The 15,677-nt window shown below is 70.2% G+C and carries 14 protein-coding genes; 4 read left to right on the top strand and 10 right to left on the bottom strand.

Annotated elements, in window-relative coordinates:
* Positions 1–82: 82 nt before the first annotated feature.
* The gene (ypfJ, locus tag DFO65_RS02170) at positions 83–961 is read right to left on the bottom strand and encodes a KPN_02809 family neutral zinc metallopeptidase (RefSeq protein ID WP_113902753.1); all 879 of its coding nucleotides are present in this window, start codon (positions 959–961) and stop codon (positions 83–85) included.
* A gap of 51 nt (positions 962–1,012) precedes the next feature.
* Here ypfJ and DFO65_RS02165 point away from each other — a divergent pair, with 51 nt between their 5' ends.
* A complete protein-coding gene (locus DFO65_RS02165) occupies positions 1,013–2,251 on the top strand; it encodes a heparan-alpha-glucosaminide N-acetyltransferase domain-containing protein (protein ID WP_113902752.1) in 1,239 nt (412 codons plus the stop codon).
* Positions 2,252–2,325: 74 nt separating this feature from the next.
* On the opposite strand, the gene DFO65_RS02160 is transcribed toward DFO65_RS02165, so the two are convergent.
* The 8 genes from DFO65_RS02160 to DFO65_RS02125 form a co-directional block, all read right to left on the bottom strand.
* On the bottom strand, positions 2,326–2,772 hold the full coding sequence (locus DFO65_RS02160; RefSeq protein WP_113902751.1) for a tetratricopeptide repeat protein: 447 nt from the start codon (positions 2,770–2,772) through the stop codon (positions 2,326–2,328).
* The gene (gene dapB, locus DFO65_RS02155; RefSeq protein ID WP_113902750.1) at positions 2,769–3,521 is read right to left on the bottom strand and encodes a 4-hydroxy-tetrahydrodipicolinate reductase; all 753 of its coding nucleotides are present in this window, start codon (positions 3,519–3,521) and stop codon (positions 2,769–2,771) included. Before dapB ends, DFO65_RS02160 begins: the two co-directional genes overlap by 4 nt.
* Before the next feature lie 162 nt (positions 3,522–3,683).
* Entirely contained in the window at positions 3,684–4,310 is a 627-nt protein-coding gene (locus DFO65_RS02150) for a superoxide dismutase (protein WP_113902749.1), read from the bottom strand.
* 200 nt (positions 4,311–4,510) lie between these two features.
* Positions 4,511–5,677 (bottom strand): acyl-CoA dehydrogenase family protein, encoded by a 1,167-nt coding sequence (locus tag DFO65_RS02145; protein ID WP_113902748.1) that lies wholly within the window; start codon positions 5,675–5,677, stop codon positions 4,511–4,513.
* A 55-nt stretch (positions 5,678–5,732) separates the two neighbouring features.
* On the bottom strand, positions 5,733–7,373 hold the full coding sequence (locus DFO65_RS02140; protein WP_245940423.1) for a thiamine pyrophosphate-binding protein: 1,641 nt from the start codon (positions 7,371–7,373) through the stop codon (positions 5,733–5,735).
* Positions 7,374–7,375: 2 nt separating this feature from the next.
* Positions 7,376–9,565, bottom strand: coding sequence for an acetate--CoA ligase family protein (locus DFO65_RS02135; RefSeq protein ID WP_113902746.1), 2,190 nt, complete (start codon positions 9,563–9,565; stop codon positions 7,376–7,378).
* Positions 9,566–9,569: 4 nt separating this feature from the next.
* Positions 9,570–10,808, bottom strand: coding sequence for a Glu/Leu/Phe/Val dehydrogenase dimerization domain-containing protein (locus DFO65_RS02130; protein ID WP_113902745.1), 1,239 nt, complete (start codon positions 10,806–10,808; stop codon positions 9,570–9,572).
* Between the two features lie 76 nt (positions 10,809–10,884).
* Complete coding sequence (locus DFO65_RS02125) at positions 10,885–11,484, bottom strand: TetR/AcrR family transcriptional regulator (protein WP_113902744.1); 600 nt, start codon at positions 11,482–11,484, stop codon at positions 10,885–10,887.
* Positions 11,485–11,629: 145 nt separating this feature from the next.
* Here DFO65_RS02125 and DFO65_RS02120 point away from each other — a divergent pair, with 145 nt between their 5' ends.
* The 3 genes from DFO65_RS02120 to DFO65_RS02110 are packed head-to-tail and all read left to right on the top strand — an operon-like array spanning position 11,630 to position 14,339.
* A complete protein-coding gene (locus tag DFO65_RS02120; protein ID WP_220151212.1) occupies positions 11,630–12,493 on the top strand; it encodes an ABC transporter substrate-binding protein in 864 nt (287 codons plus the stop codon).
* A 26-nt stretch (positions 12,494–12,519) separates the two neighbouring features.
* Positions 12,520–13,596: an amino acid ABC transporter permease gene (locus DFO65_RS02115; protein ID WP_220151213.1), complete on the top strand. Its 1,077-nt coding sequence runs from the start codon at positions 12,520–12,522 to the stop codon at positions 13,594–13,596.
* A complete protein-coding gene (locus DFO65_RS02110) occupies positions 13,596–14,339 on the top strand; it encodes an amino acid ABC transporter ATP-binding protein (RefSeq protein WP_113902743.1) in 744 nt (247 codons plus the stop codon). Before DFO65_RS02115 ends, DFO65_RS02110 begins: the two co-directional genes overlap by 1 nt.
* A 15-nt stretch (positions 14,340–14,354) precedes the next feature.
* Here the strand turns inward: DFO65_RS02110 and DFO65_RS02105 are convergent, their stop codons facing one another.
* Positions 14,355–15,596 carry a M16 family metallopeptidase gene (locus DFO65_RS02105; protein WP_113902742.1) on the bottom strand — a complete coding sequence of 414 codons (1,242 nt, stop codon included), beginning with the start codon at positions 15,594–15,596 and terminating at the stop codon, positions 14,355–14,357.
* Positions 15,597–15,677: the final 81 nt, after the last annotated feature.

The following is a 15,677-nucleotide window of genomic DNA, read 5'->3' as shown; positions in this document are numbered from 1 at the left end:
TGGAGCCTGACCCGTTATTCATATCACGATATTGGAAACAGGGGAACCGGCGGACCGGTCGCCGGCCCCGCGCGTCACTCCCTCACAGTTCGCCGCCGCGGACGGCGAACGAGTCGCAGGATCCCAGCCCTGTCTCATACCCCTGGGTGAACCACTTCTGCCGCTGCTCGCTCGTCCCGTGGGTGAAGCTCTCCGGGTTGACGAATCCCGACTGCGATTGGATGTGGTCGTCGCCGACGACGAACGCCGCGTTGAGCGCGTCGCTCAGCTGCACCTCGGTGGGGGCCTCGAGGTAGGGGACGCCGTTGTCGTCGGTCAGGGTGGTCACCTCGCCGAGCCAGGCCCCGGCGTAGCAGTCGGCCTGGAGCTCCATCCGGACTCCGTTGCTGTCCGGGCCGGTGCCGTTGTTCGGGTGCTCGTCCATCGTGCCGGTGATGTTCTGGATGTGATGGCCCCATTCGTGGCCGACGATGTAGAGCTGGGCGAGCTCTCCGGCCGAGGCGCCGAATCGCTCGCGCATGAGGTCGAAGAAGGCCGGGTCGATGTAGACGCCCTGGTCGGCGGGGCAGTAGAAGGGCCCGACGGCATTGGAGGCCGTGCCGCACCCGGTCGAGGTCTGTCCGTCGACGATGGTCATCTGCGGTGGCCGGTAGCCCTCGACGTGCTGCGTCCAGTAGTCGTCGAGGACCACCTGGGCGCCCGCCATCCGGCAGTCGACGGACCTGTTGGCGTCCTCACCCGTGTCGCATTCGAGGAGCGAGGACTCTCCGGAAGACTGACCGCTGTCTCCGCCCTCGAGCATCCCATCGCCGACGAGTCCGGTGACGTCGATGCCGAGCAGCGGTCCGACGAGGAAGACGAGGAGACCGACGACACCGACGCCGCCCCCGGCGATGCCGATCGTGCGCCCGCGCCGGCTGGTCGTGTTGCCGCTGATGTCGGCATCGGGATTGAACGTCATGCTTCTAAGATACCCACCCGGACGACCGCCCGGACATGTGAGAATCGGGGCATGCGCTCCGACTCCGGTCCCACCTCGGCGACGGTCCTCGATCGGCTCAGCCCACCCGGGCGGCTCATCGGCCTCGACGCCGCCCGCGGCCTCGCCCTGTTCGCGATGATGATCACCCACATCATCTCGATGACGGATCCGGCGGGCATGCCGACGTGGGCTTCCGAGTTCTCCGGCAAGGCCTCGGCGCTCTTCGCGGTGCTCGCCGGCTGCTCCCTCGTCCTCTCGACCAGGTCGCGGCTCGACCGGCCGGGCGCGGGACTGCGCGATGTCGCCGGGAGCGTCCTCATCCGAGCGGCCGCGATCACGGCAATCGGCCTGTGCCTGGGGACGGTGTCGAGCCTCCTCGCCGTCATCCTCGTCAACTACGGGGTGATGTTCGCCATCGCGATGCTCTTCCTGCGCCTGCGCGCCGGAGCGCTGTTCGCGATCGCGCTCACCTGGATGGGGCTCGGCCCCGTCGTGTCGATGCTCGTGCGCAGCGAGTTCGAGTTGACGCCGAGCTACCTGCCGATGTCGTGGTTCGACCTCGCGACCCCGCCGGCGATGCTCACGGATCTCGTGCTCACCGGCTACTACCCCATCCTCCAGTGGCTGTCGTACATCCTCCTCGGCATGGCATGCGCGAAGCTCGACATCTCCCGCCACCTGCCCGCCCTCATCGCCGCCGGAGGGGCGATGATCCTCGTCGGCACCGGGGCGTCGTGGCTCCTGCTCGGCCCGGCCGGCGGCGAGGCGATCCTCGTCGAGGACGCCCAGCGTCAGGGCATCGATCTCGGCGCGGCCCTGCACACGGGCAGCTTCGGGGTGACCGCGACGACGTCCTGGTGGTGGCTGGCGATCGCGGGACCGCATTCGGGCACCCCGTTCGATCTGCTGTTCACGTCCGGGACCTCGGTGGTGACGATCGCCGCGTGCCAGATGCTCGCCGGTCTGCTCGGTCGCAGCGCATGGGTGCTCGCCCCGGTGAGCGCGCCCGGGTCGATGCCGCTGACCGTCTACAGCGCCCACGTCGTCCTCATCGAGCTCACTCATCCGCTCATCGGCCAGAATCCGGCCATCGGGTCGCTGCTGATGCGGGAGACCGCGGAGTACGCCCTGCACGCTCTCGGGTTCGCGGTGCTCGCGATCGTCTGGAAGCTCACCGTGAGCAGCCATGGTCCGCTCGAGTCGGGAATCTCGGTGCTCATCCGCGCGTGGGCACCGAAGCCCGAGGTGGAGACGAAGCCGGAGGCGTGAGCCTCCCGGACCCGCCGGGAGCTTCCCGGACCCGCTGGGAGCTTCCCGGAGCCGCCCGAACCGGAACGGTCCGGTCAGCGGGTCGCGCGGTGCATGCCGATGGCCTTGCGCATCGTCGCCCGCGCCCGTTTCCGGTCCCCGCTCGCGTCGTAGGCGCACGAGAGCCGGAACCAGGAGCGCCAGTCCTCGGGTGCGGCCTCGGCCTCCTGCTGGTAGCGGCCGAACGCCTCGTCGGCGGCCGTCTGGACGATCCGACCGCCGGGGGTGCGGGGAAGGTCGTCGACGGGCAGACCGCCCTCGGCGTCGAGGATCCGGGCGAGCTTCTCCATCCGCGCCCCGAACACGATTTCCATGACCAGCGCCCAGGCGCCGACGAGGGGCAGCACGACGAGGGCGATGCCCATGAGCCGGGGCACGAGCTCGGGCTCGCGCAGGAGGATGAGCGCCCGCTGCCCCATGAGGACGAAGTAGAAGACGAGCAGCGCCGAGACGACGATCGCCCCGATCTTGGCCTTGTTCATCGCAGGTCGAGCAGATTCTCGAGGCCGTGGATGAGCCCCGAGCGATCTCCGATCGCCCGCACCGAGGTGATGATCCCCGGCATGAAGGCCGCGGTGGAGAACGAGTCGGTGCGGATCGTCAGGGCCTCCGAGGCGGAGCCGAAGTGGATCTCCTCGGAGGCGGTCATGCCCTGCTGGCGGATCGCGTGGACGTGGATGCCGTCGATGACTGCTCCGCGGGCGCCGTGCTCGTCGAGTTCGGTCGCGTCCGGGACCGGGGGCAGGCCCGCGGCGTTCCGGGCGGCGGCGATGCGCTGCGCGGTGTGGACCGCGGTGCCGGAGGGGGCGTCGAGCTTGCGGGGATGGTGGATCTCGACCACCTCGGCGGAGTCGAAGTACTGCGCGGCCACCTCGGCGAAGTGCATTGCGAGAACGGCGCCGATGGAGAAGTTCGGGGCGATGAGGACGCCGGTGTCCGGGTGCTCGCCGAGGAGGGCGGACAGTCGCTCGAGCCTCGCGGAGTCCCAGCCGGTGGTGCCGACGACGGTGTCGATGTCGTGCTCGACGAGGAAGCGGACGTTGTCCTCGGTGGAGGCGGGGACGGTGAGCTCGACGGCGACGTCGATGCCGGCCTCGAGCAGGCTCTCCAGCGAGTCACCGCGGCCCAGGGCGGCGACGAGGTCGATGCCCTCGGCCTCCTCGATGGCCGTCACGGCCTGTGAACCCATGCGCCCCTGCGCGCCGATGACTGCTGCCCGAATCCGGTCCATGTGCTCTCCTTGCTCGATTGGTCGCCGGGCCAGTCTACCGACCCTCGGTCCGTGCTCTCGTCGCCCGCACCCCGGGCGCACGCAACGGCGGCCCGGATACCTCGGGTGAGGTATCCGGGCCGCCGTCGGGCTGCGTGAGCCGGGGTGCTCGGTCGGGCTGGATCAGCCGAGCAGGAGTCCCTTGGTCTGGGAGACCGCGCGGTCGAAGCGGGCGCCGGCGTCGGCCCAGTTGACGATGTTCCACCAGGCCTTGACGTAGTCGGGCTTGACGTTCTGGTAGTCGAGGTAGAAAGCGTGCTCCCACATGTCGAGCTGGAGGATCGGGGTGCCGCCGAGCTGGATGTCCGACTGCTGGTCCTTGAGCTGTTCGATGAACAGGTTGCCGCCGAGCTGGTCGTAGACGAGGACGGCCCAGCCGGAGCCCTGGATCGTCGTCGCGGCGGTGGTGAAGTGCTCGCGGAACTTGTCGAACGAGCCGAACTGGTCGTCGATCGCGGCGGCAAGCTCGCCGACGGGCTTGTCCCCACCGTCCGGGGACATGTTGTTCCAGAAGATCGAGTGGTTGACGTGTCCGCCGAGGTTGAACGCGAGGTCGCGCGTCAGCTTCGGCACGACGGCCAGGTTCCCGCTCTCACGAGCCTCCGCGAGCTGCTCGATCGCGGTGTTGGCACCCTTGACGTAGGTGGCGTGGTGCTTGTCGTGGTGCAGCTCCATGATGCGAGCCGAGATGTGCGGCTCGAGCGCGGAGTAGTCGTAGGGCAGTTCCGGCAAAGTGTACTGCTCAGCCATGGGATTCCTCCTGAAGTGATTCGATCCCCACCGTTGCGGTGGCTTCGTTTCGACCCTATAACAGGGCCTCATCCCGGACAACACGGTCCCGGGCCGGGGTATTCCAGATGACGGCGGATGACGCAGATCACGAGACGCCGGCATCTGCCCTGGTCACATGAGTCGTCGGGAGCGCCGCCGATTCGCTCGGCAGCGCCTGCTCAGGGCAGGTTGCGGGAGATGAGCAGGCGCATGATGTCCGAGGTGCCCTCCTCGATCTCCTCGAGCTTGGCGTCGCGCATCCACTGCTCGACCGGGTGCTCCCGCGAGTAGCCCCACCCGCCGAGGGTCTGCACGGCCGCCCACGTGCAGAACATCGCCGTCTCGGAGGCGTTCAGCTTCGCCATGGCCGCCGAGGCGGTCACCCGCTCCCGGGGCACCGCGTCCCCGGCGTCGATCATCCGGGCCGTGTTGAGCACCTGCAGCCACGCCGCGTCGATGCGGGCGGACATGTCCGCGAGCCGGAAGGCGACGGCCTGGTGTTCGATGATCGTCTTCCCGAACTGGGTCCTCTCCCGCGCGTAGTCGCGGGCGTACTCGTAGGCGGCCCGCGCGGTCCCGAGGGCCGCGGCGCCGAGGACGACGCGGGAGATGTCGAAGGTCCGCATCAGCCCGTAGAAGCCCTCGCCCTCCCCGCCGAGGCGGTTCGCCTCGGGGACGAAGGCGTCGGTGAAGAAGACCTCGCGGCAGACGATCGCGCGCTGGCCCATCTTCTTCATCGGCGCCCCGAACTCCATCCCCTCCGTGCCCTTCTCGAGCAGGAAGGCGCTGACCCCGCGCGAGCGCTGCGAGGTGTCGGTCTTCGCGAAGACGACGTAGAAGTCGGCGAGCCCGGCGTTGGAGATCCACGCCTTCTGCCCGTTCAGCCGGTATCCGCCCTCGACCTTCTCGGCGCGGGTGATGATCGATGCCGAGTCCGATCCCGATCCCGGCTCCGTCGTGGCGAGCGCGGTGAACCTCGGCGTGGTCCCGGTCAGCGGCCGCAGCCACTGCTCCTTCTGCTCGGCGCTGCCCAGGGCGAGGATCGGATCGGCGAAGAAGCCGTTCGAGCACAGGAAGTTCCCGATCCCGGGATCGCCGTGGCACAGCTGCTCCTGGACGAGGCACTGGGTGAAGACGTCGGTGAATCCGCCTCCGCCGTACTCCTCGGGGATCATGAAGTCCGTGATCCCCACCTTCGCCGCCGCGGCGAAGAGGTCGACCGGTGATTCGGTGTCCGCCTCGTCGACGAGGCGACCGGCGGGGCGGATCTTCTCGGCGGCGAACGTGCGGCACAGGTCGAGGATGGCGTCCTGTTCGTCGGACAGGGGCCACGGTGTGTAGCTCATGAGTGTTCCTTCTTCTCGTCGCTCAGCGGTGAACGGGGTGGTCGTGGGTGGGGCCTCAGACAGCGGCGAGCATGTCGGTCGCCGCGCGGGAGTCCTCGGTGATGTGGATGAGGGTGGGACCGGCGTGCGCCTCGGCGTCGATGAGGGCGTCGACGAGTTCCTCGGCTCCCTCGACGTGGAGACCGCGGGCGCCCATGGCCCGGGCGAGGGCCGGGAAGTCCGGTCCGGTCAGCGCCACCCCCGAGGGAGTGTCGCCGCGGTCGGCCATCTCGTTGCGGATCTCGCCGTAGCCGCCGTTGTCGACGATGATCAGCGTCAGCGGGACCTGCGCCTGGACGGCGGCGGCGAGTTCGGGGATCGTGAACATCGACCCTCCGTCGCCCTCGATCGCGATGACCCGGGACCTCGGTGCGGCGAGCTTCGCGCCGATGCCGGCGGGCAGTCCGAAGCCGAGCGTGCCCGCGCCGGCCGGGTAGAGGAAGCGGTCGCCTCGGCGCGCGGCCCACCCGGTCTGGACGCCGTAGTAGCAGCACATCGTCGAGTCCGCGGCGATGACGACCGGCGACTCGTCACGGGCGGTGAACGTGTTCAGCGCTGCGCTCAGCTCGGCCCAGGGTCCGCCCTCGCGCGCCGTGGCCGCCCCGATCGTCTCCTGCCATCCGCGCACCCAGTCGGGGGACGGACGCTCGTCGGACTCGTCGAGGACGGCGCGCAGCCGGTCGGCCAGGGCCGCGGTCGCATCGGCCGCGTTCGCGAGGATCGGGTGGCTGACGTGGGCGTTCGTGAGCATCTGGACCTCATCGATGTCGATGCGCACGATAGTCTCGGGCAGGACGAGAGGTTCGGGCCAGAAGTCGCTGGGGGCGAGCTCGGTGGCGACGGCGACGATCGCGTCGGCCGCGGCGAGGAGGTCGGGAAGCTCGGGCAGGAATCCGATCGCGCCGAGGCTGTTCGGGTGGCTCTCGTCGATGACGCCCTTGGCGTTCGACGACACGATGATCCCGGCGCCGAGCACGGAGGACAGCTCCTCGATGGCCTCGCCGCAGCCGTGGGCGCCGGCGCCGACGACGAGCAGCGGACGACGGGCGGGGGCGAGCGCCTCGGCGGCGGAGCTGATCGCGTTCGCATCCGGCACGGGCGCGGGCCGGGTCAGCGCGGGATGGAGGGTGCCGGGTCCGGTCGCCTCGATGAGGTCGAGCGGGATCTCGATGTGGGCGGGCCGGGTCCGGCCCGAGCGCATCGTCGACAGCGCCTGCCCGACGGCGAGCGCGACCTCGCCGGGAGTCGTCACCCGGTGGCTGTCGCCGAGCACGGCTTCGATCGCGGCGGCCTGGTTGCGGACCTCGTGGAGCAGTCCGTTGCCGCGACCGGGGTGGCGCAGGGGCATGCCGGGGCTGACGAGCAGGACCGGGACCGAATCGGTGTACGACTGGAGCAGGGCGGTGAGGGCGTTGAAGACGGCGGGGCCCGTCGTCGTGACGACGACCTGCACCTCGCCGGTGACGCGGGCGGCGCCGTCGGCCATGTAGCCGGCGCCCTGTTCATGGCGCGGCGAGACGATCTCGATCCCGTGCGCGGTCAGCTGCGCGAAGATCTCGAGGTTGTGGGTGCCCGGGATCCCGAACACGCGCGTGATCCCTTCGGCCTGCAGGGCGCGCGCCAGGTGCGCACCCCCGGTGAGTTCCTTCTGTTCCACGTTCACTCCTCGTCGTCCTCGGTGTCCCCGGCGATTCCGTCGCCGGGGGTGTCGTCGTTGTCGCTGCTGACTGCCTTGGCAGTGTCGTCGGTGTCGCCAGTGCCGCCGGTGGCAGCGCCGTCGCCGGTGCGATCGCCCTCGGCGCCGTCTCCCTCTGCGTCCCCGACCCTGTCCCCCGTGATGACGAGGGCGTCGACGGCGATCGCCCCGGCCGGGGAGACGCGGACCGGGTTGATCTCGATCTCGTCGATGTCGTTGCCGGCGGCGATGAGCCGGGACACGGCGACGACGACGTCGGCGAGCGCCTCGACATCGGCCGCCGGCCTCCCGCGCCATCCCGTCAGCAGAGAGAAGCACTTGAGCCGCGCGAGCATCTCGAGGGCCTCGGCCTGCGAGACCGGGGCGAGCTCGAGCCAGGTGTCGCCGTAGAGCTCGGTCTCCGTCCCGCCCGCGCCGACCATGACGATGGGGCCGAAGTTCTCGTCCCGCCGGCCGCCGACGAGGATCTCGACGACGTGGTCGCGCCGGTCCATCTCCTCGACGATGTACTCCCCCTCGCCGAGGCGGGCGACCATGTCCGCGTGCGCGGCTTCCAGCGCACCGCGGTCGGGCAGGGACAGGGCGATGCCGCCGACCTCGGTCTTGTGCGCCGGCCATCCCGCCTTGAGCACGAACGGCGGGGTCAGATCCGAGGAGTCGAGCACCTCGGCGAGGTCCTCGCTGCGGGTGACGGTGACGGCGCGGGGCACGGGGACCCCGGCGGCCATGATCGTCTCGCGGGCCGCGGCGTAGCCCGTGCCCCACGGGGTGATCGGTCCCGTCTCGTCGGGGCTGGTGGTGATGCGCCCGGAGTGCGCGGCGTAGAACCCGGACCGCGAGAGCACCCGCATCGAGGCGTCGATCGAGGGGTAGCTGGGGATCGAGTGCTCCCACAGCGCGGCCACCGCGCGCGAGTCCGCGCTCATCGAGTGGACGACGAGGGGCTTGCGCGCCTCGGCGACGAGGCGGCCGAGTTCGTCGACCTCGGCGAGTTCGGCCTCGGTGAGCCCGGGGACGTCCTCGCCGTAGCAGCCGAAGTAGCCGCTGAGCACGACGGCGTCGATCGCGTCATCGGCGAGCAGCTCCCGCACGACGCGGGCGTAGACCCCGAGGTCGGACTCCCCCGCCCCGTCGAGGTCGATCGGGTTGTCGATGTGCCCGGCCTCGGGCAGATGGTGCTCGACCCGCGCGCGGGTGGCCTCCTCGAGGACCTCGACGTCAAGCCCGTGGCGGTCGGCCATGTCCGCGGCGATGGCTCCCTGCCCCCCGGAGTCGGAGACGATCGCGATCCTCCGCCCCCGCGGCAGCCATGAGGTGGCGAAGAACCCGGCGAGTTCGACGACTTCGCTCGGGGTCGACAGGCGCAGGGCCCCGGCCGCGCGGCAGGCGGCGTCGACCGTGTCGATCGCCGAGGTGAGCGCCCCGGTGTGGGACTTCGCGAGCCGCTGGCCCGCGCTCGACATCCCGGTCGTGAGGATCATCGTCGGCTTGCCCGCGGCGCGCAGCCTCTGCATCGCCGAGACCAGGGCGGGACCGCCGGTGAAGGACTCGAGGTAGAGGACGACCTGGGAGGTGTCCGGGTCGTCGACGAGGGTCTCGAGGATCTCCGAGGCGCGCACGTCGGACTGCCCGCCGATCGAGGCGAACCGGGAGATCCCCAGTCCGCTGCGCGCCGAGAGGGTGGCGATCTCCGTGCCCAGCTGCCCGCTCTGGGTGACGACGGCCAGGGACCCCGGCGTGAAGTGCCCCCAGGCGAGCAGCAGGTCGGTGCCCGAGTCGACGAGCCCCAGGGACGACGGTCCGATGAGGCGGCCGCCGGCGGCGGTGATGCGCGCGGCGAGGTCGGCCGCATGCGGGACCCGGGCGCTGATGATGAGGAAGGCGCGGACCCCGGCCTCGAGCGCCTCGTCGACGACGGCCGCGACGGCCGGACCGGGGATCGAGATGACGAGCAGCTCCGGGGTCGTGGGCAGATCCCCGAGGCCGGCGTACGTGGGCTCGCCCTGGATCGAGGCGGCGCGGGAGTTGATGAGGAAGACCTCGCGCCGCGCTGCCCCCTTGAGCGCACCGGCGGCGAGCCAGAAGCCCCACTTCGCCGGGTCGTTGGAGGCTCCGAGGACGGCGACGCTGCCGGGGTCGAAGAACTGGTCCACCGTGCTACCGCTTTGCACCCGAGGCGACGGTGTCGAGAGTCCCGGCCGCGCTGTCGGCGGCCGGAGCCGGGCCGTCGGTCGGGTCGGCGGTGATCAGCCGGAGCCGATCGAGGTTGGCGTCGACCGTCGCCTGGGCAGCGGCCCTAGGGGTGATCCGGGACGCCCGCGCCTCGGCGAGGACGTCACGCGTGAGCCCCCCGAGCGTCTCCTCGATGACCGCCCGGCTGTCCTCCCAGGTCCCGTCGACGTCGCCGAAGGTCACCCACCACCACCAGGCGTTCGTCGCCGAATTGGCGAGGAAGTCGGGGATGACGGTGACCCCGCGGGCGGCGAGTGCGGCCTCGGCCTCGGGAAGCACGGGCATGTTCGCGGCCTCGACGATGTGGGTGGCCCGGATCCGACCGCAGTCGGCCGGGGTGATCGCGTAGCTGACGGCCGCCGGGACGAGCACGTCGACGTCGGCGTCGAGCCACTCGTCGCGGTCCCCGACCCGGTCCTCGGGGCGCAGGGCGGACCGATCGATCCCGCCGAAGGGGTCGCGCGTGGCCAACAGCGCCTCGATGTCGAGGCCCTCGGGGTTCGACACGAACCCGTCGGCGTCGGCGATGCCCACGATCCGCACCCCCGCCTCGGCGAGGAAGCGGGCGGTGGCCCCACCCATCGAACCGAATCCCTGGATCGCCGCGGTCGCTCCGGCCGGGTCCCGGCCGTCGGCCTCGAGGGCGGCGAACACCGAGGTGGCCACGCCGAGTCCGCCGACGAGCTCGTCCTGGGCGACCCCGTCGACGACGGTGGTGAAGGCCCGCTGGGACCTGGCGTCCATGCCGGCCGGGTCGTCGACGAGCTTCTCCACGGCGGTCAGTCCGCTGCCGAGGCCGCGGCGGGCGAGGATCTCGTCGATCGTGTCCTGGCGGACTCCGAGGTCCTCGCCGAGGGCCCAGTAGGAGCGCATGATCGGGTTGACGGCGACGAGGAACCTCTCGAGCACCTCGGCGGCGCCATCGGCGCGGGGATCGAAGTCGATCCCGCCCTTGGCTCCGCCCACAGGGATGTAGCGGCGGCCGGGGCGATAGTGGATCGCCTCCTTGCGGGTCATGCCCTGGGCCAGCCCCCGCACCTCCTCGAGCGTGCAGCCGGCGCGCATGCGCAGTCCTCCCGATGCCGTTCCGCGCACCAGCGTGTCGATGACGACGAAGCCGCGGGCGCCGGTGATCGGGTCCTGCCAGGTGATGTCCATGAACATGGGGCCTCCGAAAGTTAACTGAATCGCTGTTCAGTAGAAGTCTGAAACCCAGTCTGAGGCCGAACTGCACCGTGAGTCAAGTGCGGCTCGGCAGCAGTTCGCGCTCGAGGAAGGACTGCGCCCACTCCCCCATGAGCGCGCGGGAGACCTCCTCGGGGTGGAACGTCGCCTGGATCGCCAGTCCGTCGAGATAGGCGAGCGTCCGGGTCGCGATCGCCTGCGCGGAATCCGTGCCCGCGGCGAACTCGCCGGCGTCCCTCCCCGCCTCGATGAGGCTGGCGAGGATCGCCTTCCACTCCCGGTCGAGGGCGGCGAAGGTCGACCTCAGCTCGGTGTCGAACAGCCCCGCCGACCACCCGTCGATCCAGATCTTCCAGCTGCGCGTCGATCCGGCGGGCATGTACCAGGCGATCACCTCGTCGAGCTTCTCCCGCGCCGGCCGGGAGCTCGCCGCGATCCGCCGGGCGCGCGAGAGGTCGCTCTCCCCCGCGTGCGCGAACGCCTCCGCGACGAGCGCCTCCTTCGTCGCGAAGTGGTAGATGACGAGGCTCGGGCTCAGCCCCAACCGCGCGGCGACATCGGCGACCCGCAGGGTCCGCAGACCGCTCGCCTCGATCTCCTCGACCGTGGCCGCGAGGATCTCCTCGCGGCGGAGTGCCGCCTGCTTCCTGCTCATGCCCTTCGCCCTTCCGCCGTGGGACGCCGCCTCGACGCCAGCCGATTGCATAACGATTCTACCCATTTCGGTTGACGAGTGATCCGGATCACATGTATCACTTAGTCTTAACTCAACAGCCGTTCAAAAAAATCTGGAGTTGGAAATGCGCACATCGACCACCATGATCGCCGTCGTCGCGGTCTCCGCACTGTTCCTGTCAGCCTGTTCGTCAGGGTCCGCCGACGCCTCGGGCGACGCGGGATCGGCCTTCGGCGAATGCGAGGTCACCGGGGAGGCCGGTTCGATCACGCTCGACCCCGTCGCCGACGGCACGCTGACGGTCGCCACCAACCTGCCCTCCCCCGCCTGGTGGAAGGGCATCTCCCCGGAGGAGATCACCGGCGGCTACGAGTACTGCATGGCCGCGACCATCGCCCATCGGGCCGGGCTCGAGTCCGTCACGGTCAAGAACGTCAGCTTCGACGGGCTCGTCGCCGGGCAGGTCAAGGACTTCGACATCGCGCTGGCGCAGGTCTCGATCACCGAGGAGCGCGACAAGGTCGTCGACTTCTCCGAGCCCTACTACTCCTCGAAGATCGGCGTGCTCACCCAGGCCGACAGCGGGGTGACGCCCGAGAACATCGCCGACAGGCAGCTCGGCGTCCAGGTCGGGACGACCGCCGTCGACTTCGTACCCGAGACGGTCGCCCCGAAGCAGGAGGCGCGGACGTTCCAGGACACCGAGGGCATGATCACCGCCGTCCAATCGGGTCAGATCGACGCCGCTCTCCAGGACACGGCGATCGTGCTCGGGTTCGCCCAGCAGTCCGGCGGCGCGCTGGAGGTCGTCGGGCAGTACGACTCCGGTGAGGAGTACGGGGCCATCTACCCGCAGGGCGCGGCCAACAGCGGTGAGCTCGACAAGGCGATCAGCGCGATGCACGACGACGGCACCTTCGACGCCCTGTCCGCGGCCTGGCTCGCCGAGGCGTTCGGCACCGACCCCAACACCATCCCCGAGTTCTGAGTCCGCCGATGTCACTCTCGACTCGCATGGCGAAAGCCGGCACCCCGACGCCGCCGCGGCGCATCGTCGGCCTGAGCATCCTCGCGATCGTCGTCTGGGCGCTCACCGCCGCAGTGTTCTGGACGGGGCTCCACCAGGTCTACCTCATCAACCGCGAGAAGACCGCGATGATGCCGATCATCATCGGGCTCATCGGCCTGACGATGGCGTATCCGCTGCTGCCGTGGGCCAGGTCGGTGGGCCAGGGAGCCCGACGCGCCCGGGCCCTGGCGGCCTCGGACCTGCGCGGGGCGCGCGCGAGCGCCGCGAGCGGGCGCGACGACGCGCTCACCTCGCTGGGCTTCTCGGCCGGGTTCCTCATCGTCGGAGCCCTGCTCACCTTCGTCACGACCAATGACGCCGCGGTGACGAAGACCTTCCTCCGCGCCGACTTCATCGCCCAGTCCTGGTCGAAGGTCGCCGAGGGCTTCTGGATCAACGTCCAGGTCGCCGTCGGGGCCGAGATCATCGTCCTCGTCGCCGGCCTCGGAGTGGCGATCATGCGGATGCTGCCCGGTCGCCCGGGCCGGCCGCTGCGGTGGCTGGCGACGATCTACGTCGATGTCTTCCGCGCCGTGCCCTCGATCATCGTCCTCTACCTCGTCGGATTCGGGCTGACCATCGCCAAGGTCCCGATCGTCAGCGAGCTGAGCCCGACGATGCTCGCGATCATCGCCCTGGCCCTGACCTACACCGGCTATGTCGCCGAGGTGTACCGCGCCGGTCTCGAGTCGATCCACCCCTCGCAGTGGTCGGCCGCCCGCTCGCTCGGCCTGTCCTACGGCCAGACGCTGCGGAAGGTCATCGTCCCGCAGGCGACGCGGAGGATGGTCCCGCCGCTGCTCAACGACTTCATCGGGCTGCAGAAGGACACGGCTCTCATCAGCATCATGGGCGTCGTCGACTCGTTCATGCAGGCGCGCCTCATCTCCTCCTCGGTGTTCAACCTCTCCCCCGTCCTCGTCGTCGCGGTGGTCTTCATCATCGCCACCATCCCCCAGGCCCGGTTCGTCGACAGGCTCATGGCCAGGGACGCGGCCAAGATGAAAGCAGGTGCCCTCTGATGCCGTTCCTCGAGATCGACGACGTCCACAAGTCCTACGGGTCCACCCCCGTCCTCCGCGGGATCAGCATCGACGTCGAGGCCCACGAGGTCGTGTGCCTCATCGGCGCCTCGGGTTCCGGGAAGTCGACCCTGCTCAAGTGCATCAACGCCCTCGAGCCGATCGACTCCGGGGAGATCGTCCTCGACGGCGATCCGATCACCGGGGCCGGGGTCGACGTCAACCGGCTGCGCCGCAACGTCGGCATGGTCTTCCAGTCCTACAACCTGTTCCCGCACATGAGCGTGCTCGAGAACATCACGCTGGCGCCCATGCTCGTCGGCGGGGTGGCCAAGGATGCCGCCGAGGCGGAGGCCATCGACCTGCTCAGGCGGGTGGGCATGGAGGCGAAGGCGACGGCCCATCCGGACAGCCTCTCGGGAGGTCAGCAGCAGCGTGTCGCGATCGTCCGCGCGATGGCGATGAAGCCGCAGGCGCTCCTCCTCGACGAGATCACCGCCGCGCTCGACCCCGAGCTCGTCGGGGATGTGCTCGAGATCGTCCGCGCGCTCGCGGCCGAGGGCATGACGATGCTGCTCGCCACCCATGAGATGGGGTTCGCCAAGGAGGTCGCCTCCCAGGTCTGCTTCCTCCACCAGGGGCAGATCCTCGAGCGCGGGATCCCCGAGCAGATCTTCACCGATCCGAGGGAGGAGAGGACGCAGCAGTTCCTCCACCGCGTGCTCGCCTCGGGACGGCTGTAGGCGCGGCCGCAGCCGTCAGGGCAGGTCGACGCTCGTGGGCGGGCCGACGAGCGCGATCGCCTTCGGCCCGGCGAGCAGCTCGCCGGCCATGGTGCTCACCTGCTCGGCGCTGACGGATCTGATGCGCTCGATGAGATCGGCAGGGGCCTCGAGGGGGATCCCGAAGATCTCCGAGCGCGCGAGCCGGTTCATCCGGGTCGCCGAGGACTCGAGCCCGAGCACCATCGACCCGGACAGCTGGGACACGATCTCGTCGAGCTCGTTCCGGCTCGGCGGTGTCTGCGCGAGCCGCTCCCACTGCTCGAGGACCAGATCGACGACGGCCTGGCCGTTCTCCGGGGCGCAGCCGGCGTAGACGCCGAAGGTCCCGAAGTCGGTGAACTGGCTGGCCACGCAGTTGACGGCGTAGGCGAGCCCGCGCTCCTCGCGTACGCTCTGGAAGAGTCGTGAGGACATCCCGCCACCGAGGAGGGTGAGCAGGACCGAGTAGACGAACCGGTCCGGATGCCCCTCCTCGAGGCCCTCGGTGCCGAGCAGGATCCCGAGCTGCTCGGTGTCCCTGATGGTGTGCGAGCGCCCCGAGTGGAAGGTGGGCACCTCGCGGATCAGCCGGGCGTCCGGCGCTCCGAGGGACGGGCCGGGGACCGCCTCGGCGAGGGCGGCGTCCCCGGCGCGATCGTTCCAGGCTCCAGCCATCGCCTCCTCGACCATGCGCACGACCTCGTCGTGGGCGGCGCCGCCGGCGGCGGCGACCACCAGACGGGGCGGGACGTACGTCGACGAGTAGTGATCGAGCAGCGTCCGATGCTCGAGGAGAAGGATCTGGTCCTTCGTCGCTCCGACCGGCCGGGCGAGCGGATGGTCGCCGAAGACGAGCGCGTCGAAGTCGTCGAAGAGGACGTCACCCGGGTCGTCGGCGGACATCGCGAGCTCCTCGATGATGACGCCGCGCTCGCGCTCGAACTCGGCCTCGTCGAGGAGCGAGTTCGAGACCATGTCGATGAGCAGAGCCGTGATCGAGGGCAGATCGGTGACGAGGCACCGCGAGTAGTAGCAGGTGAGCTCCTTGGCCGTGATGGCGTTGGAGTCCCCGCCGGTGCGGTCGAAGGCGGCGGCGATGGACTTCGCGTCCCTCGACGTCGTGCCTTTGAAGAGCATGTGCTCGAGGAAGTGGGTGGACCCGGCGGTCTCCGCGGACTCGTCACGGGAACCGGCCGCGACCCAGATCCCGATCGTCTCGGAGGCCAGGCCCGGCATGTGCTCGCTGGTGACCGTCAAACCACCGGGGAGGACAGACCGCGCGATGCGGCTGCCCTCCCCGATGTGCGAATGTGCGGA

Origin of the sequence: Brevibacterium sanguinis (assembly GCF_003315415.1) — a bacterium.
Lineage (GTDB): Bacteria > Actinomycetota > Actinomycetes > Actinomycetales > Brevibacteriaceae > Brevibacterium > Brevibacterium celere_A.
Note: the sequence above shows the minus strand (reverse complement) of the source record. Positions and strands in the feature narration are given on the sequence as shown.